The sequence below is a fragment of the Serratia sp. JSRIV006 genome, from assembly GCF_019968685.1.
Taxonomy (GTDB): Bacteria; Pseudomonadota; Gammaproteobacteria; order Enterobacterales; family Enterobacteriaceae; genus Chania; species Chania fonticola_B.
The window spans coordinates 155,856-173,002 of the sequence record NZ_CP074137.1 but is presented as its reverse complement, the minus strand read 5'-3'; the positions used below and the strand labels follow the sequence as shown (position 1 = coordinate 173,002).

16 protein-coding genes and 1 tRNA gene are annotated in these 17,147 nt (G+C 53.7%); 4 read left to right on the top strand and 13 right to left on the bottom strand.

The window, feature by feature from the left end:
• Positions 1–32: 32 nt before the first annotated feature.
• The 3 genes from KGP16_RS00765 to KGP16_RS00755 all read right to left on the bottom strand — a co-directional run bounded on the left by KGP16_RS00765 (position 33) and on the right by KGP16_RS00755 (position 2,577).
• Positions 33–109, bottom strand: a tRNA-Pro gene (locus KGP16_RS00765).
• Between the two features lie 125 nt (positions 110–234).
• The gene (gene eptB, locus KGP16_RS00760) at positions 235–1,929 is read right to left on the bottom strand and encodes a kdo(2)-lipid A phosphoethanolamine 7''-transferase (protein WP_021181587.1); all 1,695 of its coding nucleotides are present in this window, start codon (positions 1,927–1,929) and stop codon (positions 235–237) included.
• A gap of 222 nt (positions 1,930–2,151) precedes the next feature.
• Complete coding sequence (locus tag KGP16_RS00755) at positions 2,152–2,577, bottom strand: organic hydroperoxide resistance protein (protein WP_024486966.1); 426 nt, start codon at positions 2,575–2,577, stop codon at positions 2,152–2,154.
• 130 nt (positions 2,578–2,707) lie between these two features.
• Here KGP16_RS00755 and KGP16_RS00750 point away from each other — a divergent pair, with 130 nt between their 5' ends.
• Entirely contained in the window at positions 2,708–3,307 is a 600-nt protein-coding gene (locus KGP16_RS00750) for an HD domain-containing protein (RefSeq protein WP_021807723.1), read from the top strand.
• Positions 3,308–3,543: 236 nt separating this feature from the next.
• On the opposite strand, the gene KGP16_RS00745 is transcribed toward KGP16_RS00750, so the two are convergent.
• Both KGP16_RS00745 and bglF read right to left on the bottom strand, forming a co-directional pair.
• Positions 3,544–4,944, bottom strand: coding sequence for a glycoside hydrolase family 1 protein (locus KGP16_RS00745; RefSeq protein ID WP_094983251.1), 1,401 nt, complete (start codon positions 4,942–4,944; stop codon positions 3,544–3,546).
• 23 nt (positions 4,945–4,967) lie between these two features.
• Positions 4,968–6,845, bottom strand: a complete 1,878-nt coding sequence (gene bglF, locus KGP16_RS00740) for a PTS beta-glucoside transporter subunit IIABC (protein ID WP_094983250.1) — start codon at positions 6,843–6,845, stop codon at positions 4,968–4,970.
• Positions 6,846–7,475: 630 nt separating this feature from the next.
• Between bglF and KGP16_RS00735 the strand changes: the two genes are divergently transcribed.
• Positions 7,476–8,225: an NAD(P)-dependent oxidoreductase gene (locus tag KGP16_RS00735; protein ID WP_179253824.1), complete on the top strand. Its 750-nt coding sequence runs from the start codon at positions 7,476–7,478 to the stop codon at positions 8,223–8,225.
• Positions 8,226–8,290: 65 nt separating this feature from the next.
• Here the strand turns inward: KGP16_RS00735 and KGP16_RS00730 are convergent, their stop codons facing one another.
• The gene (locus KGP16_RS00730) at positions 8,291–8,527 is read right to left on the bottom strand and encodes a DUF4282 domain-containing protein (protein ID WP_021807719.1); all 237 of its coding nucleotides are present in this window, start codon (positions 8,525–8,527) and stop codon (positions 8,291–8,293) included.
• Positions 8,528–8,969: 442 nt separating this feature from the next.
• Between KGP16_RS00730 and KGP16_RS00725 the strand changes: the two genes are divergently transcribed.
• Positions 8,970–9,668 (top strand): HAD family hydrolase, encoded by a 699-nt coding sequence (locus KGP16_RS00725; RefSeq protein ID WP_037376573.1) that lies wholly within the window; start codon positions 8,970–8,972, stop codon positions 9,666–9,668.
• Positions 9,669–9,738: 70 nt separating this feature from the next.
• Here KGP16_RS00725 and KGP16_RS00720 read toward each other — a convergent pair whose 3' ends face one another.
• From KGP16_RS00720 to KGP16_RS00690, 7 genes are all read right to left on the bottom strand, one after another.
• Entirely contained in the window at positions 9,739–10,983 is a 1,245-nt protein-coding gene (locus tag KGP16_RS00720; protein WP_223500640.1) for a VWA domain-containing protein, read from the bottom strand.
• Between the two features lie 193 nt (positions 10,984–11,176).
• Complete coding sequence (locus KGP16_RS00715; RefSeq protein WP_021807716.1) at positions 11,177–11,752, bottom strand: TerD family protein; 576 nt, start codon at positions 11,750–11,752, stop codon at positions 11,177–11,179.
• Positions 11,753–11,824: 72 nt separating this feature from the next.
• Positions 11,825–12,403, bottom strand: coding sequence for a tellurium resistance membrane protein TerD (terD, locus tag KGP16_RS00710; protein ID WP_021807715.1), 579 nt, complete (start codon positions 12,401–12,403; stop codon positions 11,825–11,827).
• Positions 12,404–12,460: 57 nt separating this feature from the next.
• On the bottom strand, positions 12,461–13,504 hold the full coding sequence (locus KGP16_RS00705) for a TerC/Alx family metal homeostasis membrane protein (RefSeq protein ID WP_021807714.1): 1,044 nt from the start codon (positions 13,502–13,504) through the stop codon (positions 12,461–12,463).
• A gap of 23 nt (positions 13,505–13,527) precedes the next feature.
• Positions 13,528–13,983, bottom strand: coding sequence for a tellurite resistance TerB family protein (locus tag KGP16_RS00700; RefSeq protein WP_021807713.1), 456 nt, complete (start codon positions 13,981–13,983; stop codon positions 13,528–13,530).
• A gap of 23 nt (positions 13,984–14,006) precedes the next feature.
• A complete protein-coding gene (locus KGP16_RS00695; RefSeq protein WP_166733817.1) occupies positions 14,007–15,173 on the bottom strand; it encodes a TerD family protein in 1,167 nt (388 codons plus the stop codon).
• Positions 15,173–15,760 carry a TerD family protein gene (locus KGP16_RS00690; protein WP_021181601.1) on the bottom strand — a complete coding sequence of 196 codons (588 nt, stop codon included), beginning with the start codon at positions 15,758–15,760 and terminating at the stop codon, positions 15,173–15,175. The genes KGP16_RS00695 and KGP16_RS00690 overlap by 1 nt, the downstream gene beginning before the upstream one ends.
• A gap of 322 nt (positions 15,761–16,082) precedes the next feature.
• On the opposite strand from KGP16_RS00690, the gene KGP16_RS00685 reads away from it, so the two are divergent.
• The gene (locus KGP16_RS00685; RefSeq protein WP_037376572.1) at positions 16,083–17,147 is read left to right on the top strand and encodes an ATP-grasp domain-containing protein; all 1,065 of its coding nucleotides are present in this window, start codon (positions 16,083–16,085) and stop codon (positions 17,145–17,147) included.

Genomic DNA, 17,147 nt, shown 5'->3' with positions numbered 1-17,147 from the left:
AAGCCCGCTTAAAAAGCGGGCTTTCTTGAATGTGGTCGGCGAGAGAGGATTCGAACCTCCGACCCACTGGTCCCAAACCAGTTGCGCTACCAAGCTGCGCTACTCGCCGATGCGGGGCGCATCTTACTGCCGGGCCGTATACGCGTCAATCTCTTTTTCACCCCCGCACACCAAGTGGCGCTAAAAGCGCCAAACAGGCCAGTATCTGAGCGGATACGGCCTTTCAGGTTCGGTTTACAGCGCTTTGGCGTCCGCTTTACTCTGCGGCAGACGACACCAGTTATTGCTCTCAACAATACCACCGTCTGGCGAGGTGTAACCCAGGCAGCCGAGGATAGAGTCAAACAGTTCTACGTGACGGTGCGGCTGGCCCACACGCTGTTGGGTCTGCAACTGCTCAAACGCACTCTTGTGCTGTGGGTCTTCGAGGTATTTATCGGAAGCCCAGACGATCATCGGCACACGGAACTGCTCCGGCGGGGCCATTTCACGCGGCGTACCATGCAGGTGCGAGTTTTCACCAATGGATTCGCCATGGTCGGCCGCGTAGAACACGATAGCCTTCTTATCGCGCACCTGGTCAATCACGCTGTCGATAAAGGTATCGGTGTACAGCACCGAATTGTCATAGGCGTTAATCAAGCGCTCTTTGGAGCAGAACTCATCCACGCCCATGCATTCCGGCTGATAACGAGCAAAACTGCGCGGATAGCGCTGTGAATAGAGGTAATGCGACCCTTTAGTATGCAGGATCACCAGATGCTTACCGTTGGGATGGCGGGCCAGCGACTCTTTCATCTCATCCACCAACAGCATATCGTCCACCGATTTACCGTCGTTACGCTTCTCTGAGGCGATCATTTCACGGAATGAATAATTATCTACATCAGTATTGTTGTAGAACCATACCTCGCTCTGCATCGCGAACAGTTCAGAACTGAAGCCCAGCTCTTTCAGTACGGCAAAGATATTCTGCTCTTTCAGGGTTCGCTGCGGGTTATCCGAGGTACCATGCTCGCGCACGAACATACAGCGCAACGAAAGCTTGGTAGAGGTATCACAAGATTCCCCACGAAATGCCACCAGGTTTTTCTCCTGCGACAGCTTTGGCGTGGTATCACGCTCATAGCCCAGGATGCCCATATGATCCCAGCGGGTGGTTTCACCGATGATAAACACCACGTAGGTGTCATCAATGCCCTCTGGCGCAACATAGGTAAAGTTCTTGCTGGGATCGAACATGTTGGCTGCATCCGAGCTTTCATCATAACGGGTATAGGCAAACAGCCCCAGCGCCGAAAGCCAGTTGGAAGGCAGATAAGAGTGCGCAACCACCCCCCCATAGCTCGGCAGATCGATATTGGTGATCTTTTCCTGTGCGCTTTGCTCTTTATCCAAGGTACGCAACGGCAGCCACACCAGCGCGACCACCGCCAACATGATCAACAGTGGCTTAATCCGCTGCCCTGGCGTTTTCATTTGTTCGATCAGGGTATCGCGCAGGTTATTGCTCCAGATGCACAACAGCGGCAAAGCGCTGACCACGATCATCCACAGCACAAAATTCAGCCCGACCACCTCTTTGGAGAGATCGATATCGGTGGTCATCACCGAAACGATAATCCCATAGCCAATCACCACGTTGAAGAACGTCATGTAGTAACTGGCAGCGACGGAGATCAATACCAGCAAAGAGGCGACGATGCGGTAAAACAGCCGGCCCCCGAGGGATACCAGCCGCATGATAAAGAAGGTGAACAGGACAATGGCAATGACTTCTGTCACCGCAGAAACCACCTTGATCCCCTGAATGCCGTGCGCAAAAGAATCAAAACGACGATAGAAAACGGAAAGGTTTAAAAAGATGCCGATATAGATCGCTAACAATAACGATAAATTCTGCTGTGATAGCGATTTAACTTTGTTCATGTAACGCAGTGGCTCCGGGCTTCAAGTTCTGAAACCATCAGACAGTCGATATGCCCTCAGGTTCAGCCGATGGGCAATAAGCATCATTCTGCAGAACAGAATCAAGAAAAATCTCAGTAAACGAGCATTTTTTGCCAATTTTGTGAGAAAAATAGCGGGGAGACAGGACTTGTGAATAGGGGAGCACTGTCCCCCTCTTTCACCGGTTATTGGCAGAGAACATTATTTAATGTTAAGGGTTACATCGATATTGCCGCGCGTGGCGTTGGAGTAGGGGCAGACCACATGGGCTTTCTTCACCAAGTCTTCCGCGACGCTACGCTCAACGCCCGGCAAGCTGATATCCAGTTGAACCTCAATGCCAAAACCGTTGGGGATCTCACCGATACCGACGGTGCCCTCGATGGAGGCTTCAGCAGGAATTTTCACTTTTTCCTTCGAGGCGACAAACTTCAGTGCCCCCAGGAAACAGGCCGAATAGCCCGCGGCAAACAGTTGCTCAGGGTTGGTAACCTCCCCACCGGCGCCGCCCATCTCTTTCGGCACGCCTAATTTCACGTCCAACACGCCGTCGGATGAGGTTGCACGGCCGTCTCGGCCACCGGTTGCCTTGGCATGGGCGCGATAAACCACTTTCTCAATAGACATAGATCGTTCCTTTTCGGGTTGGTGACCCGATCCAGTGTAGACCATTCTGCGCGTAGCCCAGGCTCGCACAACCGACGTTAAGCACGGTATGCTAAGTTCTATCTATCGGATGCCGCAGGGAAATCAAAGCATGACTGACACCTTGGCCGAACGCGCCCGCCGCTATGCCACCAAAGCGCATGGAGCGATCGATCAGCGCCGCAAATACACGAACGACCCGTATATTGTGCATCCACAGGCAGTGATGGAGATTGTCAGCAGCGTGCCGCACAGCGAAGAGATGCTGGCTGCGGCCTGGTTGCATGACACCGTGGAAGATACTCCCTCTACGCTGGCCGATATCGAAAGCCATTTTGGCCTGCAGGTTGCCAGCCTGGTCGCTATGCTGACCAACGTCAGCGTCGGCAGCGCGGAAAATCGCTATCAACGCAAGAACCGCGATCGTCGCCACAGCGCCAATGCCTCCCCACAGGCCAAAACCATCAAGCTGGCCGATTTGATCGACAACACCCGTTCCCTGCTGCAATACGATAGCCACTTCGCCAAAACCTACCTGGTGGAAAAACAGCGCCTGCTGGAAGTGCTGACCGAAGGCGATCCACAACTGTGGCGGCAGGCTAGCTATATCATCGAACAGGGCTTGCAGGCGCTGCAGCTGCCTCCGCATAACGTCCCGGCCCGTTGGTTTGACCATGCCCGGCAGCGATATCAGGCAAACGAGGTGACGTAAGCTTGAGATAGGAGGGAGACATAAGCACTGCTATGGCCCCTCACCCTAGCCCTCTCCCACAGGGAGAGGGGACCGATCGAGTTGACTATCATTTGCAGAAATTACCTGGCCATTGCCCCCAATTAGCTCCCTTTTAGGCAGGGAACAAAACGTTCGCAGCCCCCGACCGCAACACCGTGGCAGCTCCCTCTCCCTGTGGGAGAGGGTTGGGGTGAGGGGCCTGTTTTCCTGAGTAATTACTTGATCTTCAAGCTGCTGCCGTTGCTGTGGATCACATCACGATACCAGTAGAAACTCTTCTTGCGGCGGCGCTCCAGGCTGCCCTTACCTGCATCATCGCGATCGACATAAATAAAGCCGTAGCGCTTCGCCATCTCCGCTTTGGAAGCACTGACAAGATCGATCGGCCCCCAACTGGTATAACCCATCACCTCAACTCCATCGTCGATCGCTTCCGCAACCTGCACCAGATGATCGTTGATATAGTCAATGCGGTAATCGTCGTTGATGCTGCCGTCGGCCTCGATGCGGTCTTTCGCCCCCAGGCCGTTCTCGACGATAAACAGCGGTTTCTGATAGCGGTCATACAGCACGTTGAGCAGATAGCGCAGCCCCACCGGGTCAATCTGCCAGCCCCATTCCGAGCTTGCCAGATGCGGGTTAGGCACCATGTTGAGGATATTGGCCCGGGCTGTCTGGTTCTTTTCTTCGTCGGTGGTCACGCAGCCACTCATATAGTAACTGAAGGAGATAAAGTCGACGGTTTCGCGCAGCGCCTGCTTATCTTCCTCGGTGATCGTCACCTGAATGTCGTTCTCACGGAAGAAGCGCTTCATATAGGCCGGGTACGCACCGCGTACCTGTACATCACCGAAGAACATCCAGTCGCGGTTCTGGCGCTGGGTTTCCAACAGGTCTTCCGGCTTGCAGCTCAGCGGATAAAGAATACCGCCCAGCAACATATTGCCGATCTTACCGTCCGGCACGATCTCATGGCAGGCTTTTACCGCCTTGGCGCTGGCTACCAACTGATGGTGGATCGCCTGGTAAATCTCGCTTTTGCTGCTGTCTTCCGGCAGACCCACGCCGGTGAACGGCGCATGCAGCGACATGTTGATCTCATTGAAGGTCAGCCAGTGTTTGACCTTGTGCTTGTAACGCTCGAACACCGTGCGGGCGTAACGCTCGAAGAACTCAATAAGTTGGCGATTGCCCCAACCGCCATACTTTTGCGTCAATGCATAGGGCATTTCGTAATGCGACAGGGTGATCAACGGCTGAATGCCGTATTTTGCCATCTCGTCGAACAGTCGATCATAAAATGCCAGCCCGGCTTCATTCGGTACTTCTTCGTCCCCTTGCGGGAAGATACGCGTCCAGGCGATCGAGGTACGCAGGCACTTGAAGCCCATCTCGGCAAACAACGCGATATCTTCAGGGTAACGGTGGTAGAAATCGATCGCCACATCCTTGATACCGCTGTCTCCGGCAACGCGCGGCGTCAGCCCGCCAAAGATCCCTTGGGGTTGCAGATCTGACGTCGAAAGGCCTTTGCCATCCTCCAGATACGCGCCTTCTACCTGATTTGCCGCGACCGCGCCGCCCCATAGAAAATGCTGTGGAAATTTGCAACTCATCGCTTTCTCCTCAATAAACCTGATTAACGTAATAGTGTCAGCAGCGGTGCCTGTTCCTGCACCGGGCTTTGGCCGCTGGTGAGCACATCGACATAGTCGTCACTGTTGCTGATGATGATCGGCGTGGTGGTATCGAAACCTGCGGCACGGATCGCCTCTTGGTCAAACTCGATCAGCAGATCGCCCTGTTTAACGCGATCGCCCTCTTTGATGTGGGCGGTAAAATGCAGGCCGTTAAGCTTGACGGTATCGATACCCACGTGGATGAGCACCTCAGCCCCCTCATCCGATTCAATGCCGATGGCGTGCTTGGTTTTGAACAGCGATGCCACATAGCCATTGACTGGGGCCACCACACGGCCCTGGTGCGGCATAATGGCCACGCCTTTACCCAGCAGGCCGCTGGCAAAGGTGGCATCCTGAACCTGTTCCAACGGGATGATGTCGCCAGCAATCGGGCTGGTGACCTGCTGCTTGCGGTTGAGAGATGCCTGTGGAGCTGGGGCCGGGGCCGCTTCAGCCGGTTGTTCCGCTGGCGGTACGAGGCCGAACAGATAGCTGGCAATGGTCGCAAACACAAACGATACCAAGGTACCGGCAATCGCCCCCAGGACCGTCGCATCAAAGCCGCCCGCCGGAATGATCTGGGCAAAGGTGAAAATACTGACCAAACCAAACGAGTAGGTTGCCGTGTGGAAGTAACCGATCACCGCACCACCCAGCGCCCCGCCAATACAGCCGAAAATAAATGGCCGTTTGTTTGGCAGCGTGACCCCGTATACAGCAGGCTCAGTAATACCGAAGATACCGGCGGTAACGGCAGAGCCCGCCATCACCCGCAGCTTGGCATCGCGGGTACGCAGCATCACGCCCAACGTAGCCCCCACTTGCCCCATCACCGCAGGCAGCAGCAGTGGAGACAGAGTGTCACGGCCAAACACGCTCATATTGTTGAGCATCAGCGGTATCAGCCCCCAATGCAGGCCGAAGATCACACAGACCTGCCAGGCCGCGCCCATAAAGGCACCGGCCACGATCGGGTTGAAGGCATAGATAGCCTGGTAGCCATTGGCCAACATCAGGCTCAGCCAGGTAGCCGCCGGGCCAATCAGCAGGAAGGTGAGCGGCACGGTGATCACCAGGCACATCAACGGCGTCACGAAATTACGCAGTGCGCTGTGCAACACGCGGTTAAATAGCGGCTCCAGGCGGCAGGATACCCAGGCGGCAAAAATGATCGGAATGACCGACGAGCTGTAGTTGATAAAGGTAATAGGGATGCCGAGGAAATACTCCGGCTGGGCACCCGGAAGCTGAGCCGCCTCAAAAGCCCCCATCATCAGCGGATGCGTCAACGCTCCACCAATAGCCATGGTGACAAAAACGTTACCGCCAAATTTCTTACCTGCGGTGTAACCCAGCATGATCGGTAAGAAATAGAACAGCGCGTCACTCGACGCAAACAGCAGCTTGTAGGTGCCGCTACTCTCCAACAGCCAACCACAGGCCAGGCTCAACGCCAGGAAGCCCTTCAGGATCCCCGAAGCCGCCATCACACCAAGCAACGGGGTAAAAATGCCGGAAACCACGTCGATAAAGCGGCTGAGCAGGTTTTCCTGTTTATCTTCTTGTGCATTGGCGGGCGTTTCCTCACCCGCACCAAGCTGCGCATTCAAGGCGTTATAAACCTCCCCGACGTGGTTACCTACCACCACCTGGAACTGGCCACCGCTTTCCACGACCATGATGACGCCCGGATTTTTCTTCAGCGCCTCCGCATCCGCCTTACCGTGTTCTTGCAGTTTAAAACGCAGGCGGGTGGCGCAATGCACCAGGCTTTTCACATTGTCGCGGCCACCGACGCCGGCCAAGATCTCACTGGCTAATTCCTGATATTTCATGGTTGCATCCTTAACGCTTAACCTTGCTGCTCCCCAGACACGGTGATGGCCAATCGTCGTGGAGGAATTCAGCGCAAAAAAAAACCTAAACCTCGCGGCCTCTGATCCCAACATGGGGAAACAGAAACTCGAGGTTTAGGTTTTGCCTGCCAAAGCAGTGACAACCCTAAATCGGTTGAGCTATGACGGTAACATTCTGTTTTTCAGTGCGGCAAGGCTTTCCGCCACAAAGTTGCCGAAGTGTGATCCGGTAGACAAAATCCCCTGTCATCCCTTCAGCACTTTTGTAGCGCTACCCAGCCACAAAAAACATTACATAATTTAACCTATTTCCGGAGTGTAATTTACAGTAAAGACATGTCTTAACACGCAACAAAACATAATCAATAAAGACTAAAACCATTAAATAACATCGAATTACGATTTATTTTCGACCTGTTTGTTTCATCGACCTTATCATTATACTCATTTTTGAGTAGCCTAAAAACCCTCTTAAAACCCGTATAAATACTAAGTAAAATCTTAATTGGCCCAGAAAACACATCAGAAGCACTAACTAAAGATGGACAAATATAGTTCGGAGTATTATTACTAGACTCCAGAAAATTTGTTTTAGGGAACGTAGTCGCCATGGCATTACGTACAGAGCTTGGGCGGGTGTTGATTACCGGTGCCGGTGGCCGAGTGGCTACCGTGTTCAGGCAGTTCGCTGGCCATCGTTACGATTTTCGCCTGGCGGAAAAAAAAGCTGGCCTGATCTCTCATTTGCGGCCCAATGACGAGGTACTGACGTTCGATATCACCGATATCGACGCCTGCCGGGCAGCCTGCGTCAACATCGATACCGTGCTGCATTTGGCTGCCGATCCTTCGGCGGATGCCGATTTCTGTTCTTCACTGATGAACAACAACATCCTTGGTACATTCAACATCTTCCGGGCAGCGAAAGACGCAGGCTGCCAACGCGTGGTGTTTGCCAGCAGTGCACAAGCGGTGGAAGGCTATCCATTGGATTACCAGGTGCGCCCGGACGATGCGCCGAAGCCGAAGAATATGTACGGGGCCAGCAAGGCGTTTGGCGAAGGGATCGCCGCCTATTTTGCCCATCAGGAGGGGCTTTCTGCACTGTCGGTGCGGATTGCCAACTTCACGACGTTGGAAGCGGGGCAACAGATCAGCGCGCGGGATATGAGCGCCTTCCTGAGCCACCGGGATGCCGCCGATCTGCTCGATCGCTGCATCCGCGTTACCAACGTGCAGCATGCGGTAGTGCATGGCATCTCTAACAATCGCTATAAGCGACTGTCGTTAGAGGAGACCACGCGACTGCTGGATTACTACCCCGAGGACGATGCGTTTACCCTGCTCGGGTTTAGCTGAGTGGGCGCAGTACGCTGCGCCTCTGCGTTGTGAGCCCGGTGAGGAAATGTCTGCCGTTCACCACATTACGGCTTTTCAGCAATCTTGCGTAGGTACTCGTTATTTTTGAAGGCGATGATCACCATTTCAAAACAGACACGGGTAAAGACACCGCCAATGATCATGGCCAGTAGCCCACGGAAAAACTCACCATAGAACATCGACCCGATGCCACCGACCAGGATGCCCAGCAGGCAAAGCCAATAAACGCCGGTAATGATTTTCGGCGTCAGCATCGCATCAAAAAAGAAAATATTTTTCATTGTGTATCCCTTCATTCGTTAAGGTTGACCATTCCTGAGCGGCAAAGTGCCCTCAAGCTGGAATTAAGTATACTGGCCAAAGATGACAAAAGGTAAGAAGATGTGATGGATTGTTATCCCTACGTTTAAGGGCGTAGCGATGCTCAAATCTGATGTTACCTGGGAAAACTCCCGAGCCAGGTCAGATGAGCTACCCTTTCTGAATGCTAATCTGCCAGCGAGCATCAGCAGGAATGGGCAAGGTTTACCGGTGGTAGCTAGATTGCTGGTTTTCATAGCCCTTGAACCCCATATGCTTTAATGGGGTGACATGCCCGTCACTAGGGTTAGCGCCACCGCCGCAGGCTTGGCTGGCAAAAATTCAACCTGTGGGGGAGTTCTGCTATCATCCACAGGATTGGGGGGAATGCCCTGTGTTGCACAGTAGAGGTATGATTTAAAAATGGATACAGAGGCAAGTCGGACAACGCAAGTTTTGTCGGTTTTTGATTTTGACGGAACGCTGACTCACCACGACAGTTTTATCCCATTCCTGCGTTTCGCTTTTGGCCGGCGCGTATTTGCCCGTCGCTTATTGCGGCTGGCGCAGCCTGCATTTAAGCATATGCGTAAAAAACTCACCCGCGACGAGCTAAAAGAAACCCTGATTAAGGTTTTCCTGACCGGGGTTGATGAGCACTGGTTCCGCCAGCAGGCGGAAGCCTTTTGTTCGGCCTATTGGACCAAGCTGATGCGCCCTTCCGGGCTGATTGCGGTTGCCATGGAGGTCAGCTCCGGCGCTGAAGTCACGATTTGTTCTGCTTCACCAGCCCTGGTGCTACAGCCGTTTGCCGATCGTTTGGGCATCAAGCTGATTGGTACTCAGTTGGAAGTGGTCGACGGTAAACTCACCGGGCGCATCACCGGCCATAACTGCCGCTGTGGGCAGAAGGTTGAACGCCTGGAAAGTATCTACGGCCCATTGGGGAACTATCATCTCAGAGCCTGGGGCGATACCCGTGGGGACTACGAACTGTTGGCGGCTGCCCAGGATGCGCACTGGCGGCATTTCCATCCGGCCTGGTCAAAGCGCCGCTCTGCGATCAAAAGGTTGCGCGTGGCGGAGCCTAATGTCATCGGCAAGACGAACCAACAACGGTAACCATTACCAGCCCCAGCAACACTATTTCCCCCTAGCCCTTCCCTTGTGGGAGAAGGGCCAGGGCTCATGGCTACACAATAATCCGGTCCGCCTTGGCCGCGTCATACCACTCTTTAAACTCTTCCAGCAGCAGATCGTACAAACGGTCTTCCCTCATCGTGGCAAAGTCGTCAATCGCGAAGAAGTTGGTGTTATCCACCCGGCGATCGGTGAAGGTATCCAGCTTTTCCAGCACGCCGTAATTCGAGCCACCCAGGCCGACAAACTTCCAGAAAATCGGATAGTTGGCCGAACGCTTGATCGCCTCTTTGATCTGGCGCGTTTTGCTGATGCCACCGTCGGTAATAAACACCACGTATACCGGCATATCGCTGTGTTTAAACGTATCGATCAGCTCCTCCATCACCGGCGGCTCATTATTGGTGCCGCCCAGTTTTGGCAGGGTCTCCCACATTGAGCGCTTGCCGTTGCCCTGGATCGCCTTGATATAGCCATCAAGATTATCCAGCGTCACATCGGGATATTTGGCATGTTTTTCGGCAAAGCCCCAGACGTCCATCGAGCCGTCATCATCAAACTGCACGGCCAGCACGGCGATGCGATCCAGTACCGCCTGCACATTGCCCTTTTTGAACTGCCCGGTCATCGATCCTGAAGCATCCAGCACGAACGCAACCTTGGCTTTTAGCGACTGCAGATTGAATTTAGCCAGGCTGACGGTGACGTTCTTCGCCAGGCTCACCAAATGCGGGGCTTTATCCTGCAGTTTTTTCTCCAGGCTGACGGTCGGCGGCGGAGTAGCAGGCGCCGCTGGCTGAGCCACATCAACGCCATAGTTTAACGCCAGCGGCTCCAGGCCACCGTTAAACCCTTGCCCCAGCGCGCGCAGCTTCCAATTACCGGCATGGCGATAAATTTCGGCGACAATCAGCGCCTTCTCCTGACGACCCGGGGTTTCTACGCTGTATTGGGCAACGTTCTGCGCATCCATTTTCAGGTGTTGCAGCCCAGAGATCGCGTCCAAGCCATCAATCACCAAAGTGATGGCAATCTTGCTGACATCGGCGTCAATTTTGCTTAGATCTAACGAGAGGGTGCTGCTTTGGTGGGTGGTTTGTAAAACGACGCTGCGGTTGGGAGTAGCGGCTTGATTGAAGAAGATAAAATCGGCATCGCCACGGACTTTGCCCTCGGCATTCAGCAGGAATACTGCGGTATCAGGCTCACTCTTAAAACCAGGGCTGGCGGGGTACTGCAGGGTCAGGTTGAGCTGGGTGCCATTGACCACCAGATTCTGGCCGGACTGTAAAATCATCAGGATAACCTCCTGTTAAAATAGCTTTTCCATAACGGGGATATTGATGGTGGGACTGGGCAAGGGGAGCGTGTAATCCCCCTCACCCCAACCCTCTCCCACAGGGAGAGGGAGCTGATGCGGAGCCATAATCAGATGCAGGGGTTAATCTGTAGCCCCTGACCTCGGTTCTCACACTGGCAACGAGCCTATCTTAGATATTCACGCCATGCTGTGAAGCCAGAGCGGACAGGCCACCGGCAAAACCTTGGCCTACTGCCTTGAATTTCCACTCGGCACCGTTGCGATACAGCTCGCCGAACACCATCGCGGTTTCGGTAGAGGCATCTTCAGACAGGTCGAAGCGGGCGATTTCGGTGCCGTTATCGTTGTTGAAGATACGCATGTAGCTGTTGCTGACCATGCCAAAGTTCTGTTTACGCGCTTCGGCATCATAGATGGTCACGGCGAAAACCAGTTTCTTGACTTCAGCAGGCACTTTGCTCAGCTCAATTTTGACCTGCTCATCGTCGCCATCGCCTTCACCGGTGCGGTTGTCGCCCTGGTGCTCAACGGAACCACAGGCACTCTTCTTGTTGTTGAAGAAGATAAAGCTGCTGTCGCCCAGCACCTTACCGTCATCACCAACCATAAATACGGAGGCGTCCAGGTCAAACCCTTGGCCATCGGTGACACGCGCATCCCAACCTAAGCCAGCCATGGCAATGTTCATGGTTGGTGCTTCTTTGGTCAGGGATACGTTACCGCCTTTTACGAGAGAAACTGCCATTTTAAAGCTCCTGCTTTGTAGGGGATGATACGGGCAGTAGTGTACTGCCCGTCATATTAACTAGCTTATCGATCAGGACGCGTTGATGCCGTACTGAGCACACACGGAAGCCAAGCCACCGGCATAACCCTGACCTACCGCGCGGAATTTCCACTCGGCGTTGTTGCGATACAGCTCACCAAACAGCATGGCGGTTTCGGTGGACGCATCTTCTGTCAGGTCGTAACGGGCCACTTCGGTCTGGTTGTCATCGTTCACCAAACGGATAAAGGCACCGGATACCTGGCCGAAGCTCTGACGACGAGCCTGCGCATCGTGGATAGTGACCACAAACACGATTTTGTCGACATCCGCTGGGATCATATCCAGTTTGATTTTCAGAGATTCGTCATCACCGTCGCCTTCACCCGTACGGTTGTCACCGGTATGGGTAACGGAACCGTCAGAAGAAGTCAGGTTGTTATAAAAAATGAAGTCAGCATCACCGCGCACTTTCCCGTTTGCGGCCAGCAGGAATGCAGAGGCATCCAGGTCAAAGTCTTGACCATCGGTGGAGCGTGCGTCCCAACCCAGACCAATCAACACATTCTTCATGGTTGGGGCTGCTTTACTCAGGGAAACATTACCGCCTTTAGATAAAGAAACACTCATTGTTCTAACCTCTCAAAAAAGTAAACTCATGCGAATTGATTTCAGCTGGATAGGAGATCAGCTCTCCTTTTTCTCCTCGGCGTCGGGTTTGCCTGGGAACATGACGCTCGCGATAATACCCACCGCAAGAACGCCCAGCACGACAAACAGGCTCGCCGTTGCTGAAATGCTGTACCCATGATGCCAGATGTGGTCGGTGGCATTAAGACCCAGTTTCACCGCAATGAAGAACAGCAACACAATAACGGCTTTTTCCAGATGCGTCAGGTACTGCTTCAGGGCTTCCAGCACAAAATACAACGTACGCAGGCCGAGGATGGCGAACATCATGGCGCTGTAGACAATCAGCGGCTCACGGCTCACGGCGATGATGGCCGGTACCGAGTCAAACGCAAACATCACGTCGGAAAGCTCAACCACAGCCACACACAGCATCAGCGGTGTAGCGTACCGCCAGGCTTTGGCACCACGGCCAATCGTCACATCTTTGTTTTCCGGTTTAGCCAACTCTTCATCAACTTCTTTCTGGCTTAACAGGAAAGCGTGGCCCCGCAGTTTCGGCCAAATCGGGAAGAACCGTTTCACCATGCGGTACGCCAAGTGCTGCGAGTAGTCTTCGATCTCATCACCGTCATCGCCGCTGCGCAACATCATCACCGCCGTCCAGGCCACGATCAGCGCAAAGACAATTTCAACGTATGGCCCGAGGCTGAGCAAACCGGTACCGATGGCAACGAAGATACCGCGGAACACGATAGCCCCGATAATGCCCCAGTAGAGCACGCGGTGACGGAAACGATCCGGCACGGCGAACCAGGAGAAGATCGCCATCATGACAAACAGGTTATCAACCGACAGCACTTTCTCTAAGGCATAACCGGTGACAAACAGGCTGGCCACTTCGGCGCCGTGGTGGATATACAGGAAACCGGCAAAGGCCATCGCTATGGCAACCCAGAACACAGACCATAGGGCTGCGCTCTTCAGCGAAATAGGCTTGTCATCGCGGTGCATAAACAAGTCGATAAAAATGGCCCCGACAGCCAATACAATGAAAACAATGACGGTTTCGGTCGGGAAGCCGATGTGCGTGGATACCATATTAACCTTCTGAAGATATTACATTAAAGACCGAATTCGGCCGCATCAAAGCCCAGAGCAGCCACGATTTCGCGTACCGCTTTTTGCTCATCCTGGTCGAAGTCACCGTCGCTTTTGGCTACGGCAATACCCACACGGATGGCCAGTTGGGCCGCTTCCGGCTGATCTTTCAGCGCCAGGATGTACTTCATGGTTTCGCCTTTGCCGATTTCGACATCGAACTCGAAGCTGGCGATCAGTTTGTTAAAGAATTCGATGACTTCAGTGGTCTCGAATACTTTCAGCTCATCAGATGCCTGGAGGAACCCAATCATCTTCTGTTTTTCTTCAGTGCTGACACCGCCGCTGGCCACGGAGATACGGGCGCACACGGCCACGGTACCCTGCATGAACTTTTTATTCTTGAAACGGCTGACCTGCTTGGTCAGTTCGTCGCGGCTGGCATTGAATGCCCCTTTAACCTTGTTGAAAAAACTCATGGTGAAATCCTCTGTGAAATTGATTACTTTGACCCTGCTCTCCAGCTGAAACCCCAGCCGAAAGCCTGATCCATGTCACTGTGACCGTTAAAGAAGCGGTTAACACGCTCAACTTTGATGCTACCGTTCTCGTTAACCAGGCGCGCAATGGCGCACATGTTGCGGTTGTTCTGGCCTTCCGACATGCGGGTTTCAATCGGTGGCTGATCTGGCACATGCAATGTCACCACGCCGTCCGTTTTATCCCAGCTCGCGACCCCTTCGTAGATGAAGGCATAAACCAGCACTTCGCGGATATGTTTCCATTCGCGCCCGTTGATGTGCAGCCATTCGCCATCCGAGATATCACCGGTGCGGTCATCGCCTTGCAGTTGGACAAACGGCTCGCGGTTGTAGTCACCAAAACGCTTACCGAGCGCCTGGATCACCGTTTTTTCCCCGTTGGCCATTTCAACAAACGCCCCGAGATCGAGATCGACGCCTTTGTTCGAACTGAACATCGCCCGTAAACCCGTCGGGCCGCTGCCGCGATGCCAGTTCAGGTTGATACGGATTTCCCCAAAGTTATCCCGCTTGGTCAGGCTGATAGCCGGTTTTTCTTTGGTTAACGATACTTTGCTCAGGCTGATTTTGGCTGGCTCCGGCGTTGGGGCCGGTGCAGGCGTTGGCGCAGGAGCCGCTGCCGGGGCAGGAGAATCCGCCACATCCACACCAAAATGCTCAGCCAGCGGTTTCAGCCCGCCGTTGAAGCCCTGAGCGATAAAGCGGAACTTCCATTCGCTGTTGCGACGGTAAAGCTCACCCAGGATCAATGCGGCTTCCTGGCGGCCATTCAGCTCAACAGTGCCCACCAGCAGTACTTCGTTATCCGCTTCAATCTGGATCAGCAAACGTTGCAGGCCCGCGACGGTCTGAGCCCCTTCACAGGTCACCGTAAAGGCGACTTTCTGCACGTCTGGGTGCAAGCGGCTGACGTCTACCGCGAAGTTGGCGTTATGACCTTCATTGGTCAAAGACACCGTGGCGTCATCGCTCTTGGGCTGACCATAAAAGATCATGTCCGCGTCGCCTTTCACTTTGCCATCGGCATACAGGCGGAAAGCGGAGGCATCAACCGGTGCGCCGGACAGCACGCGAACCTTCAGTAATTTAGATGGAACTGGGGCATTGGCCCCCGGAGTCATATTCATTAGCGCACCACGGTAGCTTTGATGTCTGCATGCATGTCATCAATGGTTCTGCCACTGCAGGCTTTGCCATGCGCGGTAAAATCCCACTGGCCATTGTTACGACGAAGTGAAGCAATCACGATACCGGTATGAGCGCCCTGCTCTTTCAGCTCATAACGTGCCAGCTCCTTTTTGGCCTGATCGACCACGCGGCAAAACGCGTTTTCCACATCGTTGAACGACTGCCCACGGAAGCTGTTGACGGTAAAGGCCAGGTATTCCACCTGAGCAGGCAGCTTTGCCAGCTCGACCAGGATGACTTCGTCATCGCCATCACCTTCACCGGTCAGGTTGTCGCCGCTGTGCACCACAGCGCCGCAGCGAGACTTAAGCTGGCGGAACCAGATTGTGTCGAGGGTATTGCCATCTTTATCCAGCAATACGCAGCCAGCATCGAGATCGATGGCATCACTGCCGCCGCCGAACATCTTGCTCAACAGGCCGCCTTTCTTCTTGATCGGATCCCACCCCAGGCCGAAGTGCAGCTGGTTGATGGCAGATGACTGCTTGCTGAGCGAAACGGTCTGGTTCTTGGTTAATGACACCATGGTTTAAGTTCCTTCAAGTTGGTATTGAAAACAGTGATTTTTTTACACCAAATTCCATGAGTAAAAAATCATATCATGATGTTGTTCTTGCACAACCCATTTTTGATGCCCAACGGCTTTGTTTTAGTTAATTCGATGTTTTAAATGGATTTATTTTTTTCACGCTTGGTGACAACTTGGCTATAACATTCATTTTATGTGACTTTTTCACGTATATTTTCACTTCCAGACTGACATCATGTTATGATTGACATCGCCATTGGGTGGCCTCACCCCACAGCGATCCTTTTAACCATCAAGCCTTGAACGGTAAAATCAAAAAATGACACTCAAAATGTGGCTTATGGAAGGTTTATCTTCCCAGCGGGATATTATTCAGGGCATCGTTTCATTGGTTAAGGCCAAGCAAACTGCCGTGACGGTGGTTGCCTCACACCGTAATGAACGTAACGAGATCCTCTCCCAGGCAGACGTCGCCTTGTTCGAACCGAAAGAAGACGAACAGCGGCTACCCTTCATTCTGTCTACGGTGGAACAGTGCGGCATCAATGCCATCCACACGGGCCGTAACACGCAGTGGTTCGAAGCTCATCGCCAACAGATCGAGGCTGCCGGTGTCACACTGACCACCGGTGCCACCAGCCAGGCGATGTTTGAGCTGGCCGATGACAAAGTGGCATTTGCCCAGGCCATGGAGCGGCATGGCTTGCCGGTCGTCCCCTCTCTGCGCATTGAGTCGGTGGCCGAGCTGCGCGATCTGATTAGCCGTTCCCCTTTCTCTGGCGCGCAGCTGTGCGTCAAACCGGTGAAGGGTATTTATGGCATGGGATTTTGGCGTTTTGATGAAAGCGTAGGCCCGATGGCCGCCTTTACCCATCCGGAAAACCGCAAAGTGAACCCACAGCGCTACCTCAGCGCGCTGGCAGACGCTGGCGAGTTTGAGCCATTGGTGCTGATGCCTTACCTGCCTGGCCCTGAATACTCCGTCGACATGTTGGTTGATCGGGGCACCGTGCTGGCTGCCGTCGCACGTAGAAAAGAAGGGGCGCTGCAATATCTGGAAAACCACGGCGAGGCGTTTGAACTGGCTAAAGCCTGTGCTACCGCGATGCAGGCCGATGGCCTGGTCAACGTGCAAACCCGCAACGACACCAGCGGGCGCCCGGTACTGCTGGAAATCAACCTGCGCCCGTCTGGTGGTATCGGCTATACCCGTTTTAGCGGCGTCAATCTGCCGGGCCTGTTCGCCCTGTATAAGCTTGGCGTAATGAGCCAGCAGCAAGTGATTGATGAGGCTAAATCTGCATTCTCCCCAGCGATCGTCCGTTCTATTACCGATGTCGTCAGATATCACCCCGAGCTCGACAACCTGCTGGTGAAGGACTAA

Coding starts and splice junctions, on each gene's coding strand:
- eptB (WP_021181587.1), bottom strand. CDS start 1,929: ATGAACAAAGTTAAATCGCTATCACAGCAGAATTTATCGTTATTGTTA.
- KGP16_RS00755 (WP_024486966.1), bottom strand. CDS start 2,577: ATGTCTATTGAGAAAGTGGTTTATCGCGCCCATGCCAAGGCAACCGGT.
- KGP16_RS00750 (WP_021807723.1), top strand. CDS start 2,708: ATGACTGACACCTTGGCCGAACGCGCCCGCCGCTATGCCACCAAAGCG.
- KGP16_RS00745 (WP_094983251.1), bottom strand. CDS start 4,944: ATGAGTTGCAAATTTCCACAGCATTTTCTATGGGGCGGCGCGGTCGCG.
- bglF (WP_094983250.1), bottom strand. CDS start 6,845: ATGAAATATCAGGAATTAGCCAGTGAGATCTTGGCCGGCGTCGGTGGC.
- KGP16_RS00735 (WP_179253824.1), top strand. CDS start 7,476: ATGGCATTACGTACAGAGCTTGGGCGGGTGTTGATTACCGGTGCCGGT.
- KGP16_RS00730 (WP_021807719.1), bottom strand. CDS start 8,527: ATGAAAAATATTTTCTTTTTTGATGCGATGCTGACGCCGAAAATCATT.
- KGP16_RS00725 (WP_037376573.1), top strand. CDS start 8,970: ATGGATACAGAGGCAAGTCGGACAACGCAAGTTTTGTCGGTTTTTGAT.
- KGP16_RS00720 (WP_223500640.1), bottom strand. CDS start 10,983: ATGATTTTACAGTCCGGCCAGAATCTGGTGGTCAATGGCACCCAGCTC.
- KGP16_RS00715 (WP_021807716.1), bottom strand. CDS start 11,752: ATGGCAGTTTCTCTCGTAAAAGGCGGTAACGTATCCCTGACCAAAGAA.
- terD (WP_021807715.1), bottom strand. CDS start 12,403: ATGAGTGTTTCTTTATCTAAAGGCGGTAATGTTTCCCTGAGTAAAGCA.
- KGP16_RS00705 (WP_021807714.1), bottom strand. CDS start 13,504: ATGGTATCCACGCACATCGGCTTCCCGACCGAAACCGTCATTGTTTTC.
- KGP16_RS00700 (WP_021807713.1), bottom strand. CDS start 13,983: ATGAGTTTTTTCAACAAGGTTAAAGGGGCATTCAATGCCAGCCGCGAC.
- KGP16_RS00695 (WP_166733817.1), bottom strand. CDS start 15,173: ATGAATATGACTCCGGGGGCCAATGCCCCAGTTCCATCTAAATTACTG.
- KGP16_RS00690 (WP_021181601.1), bottom strand. CDS start 15,760: ATGGTGTCATTAACCAAGAACCAGACCGTTTCGCTCAGCAAGCAGTCA.
- KGP16_RS00685 (WP_037376572.1), top strand. CDS start 16,083: ATGACACTCAAAATGTGGCTTATGGAAGGTTTATCTTCCCAGCGGGAT.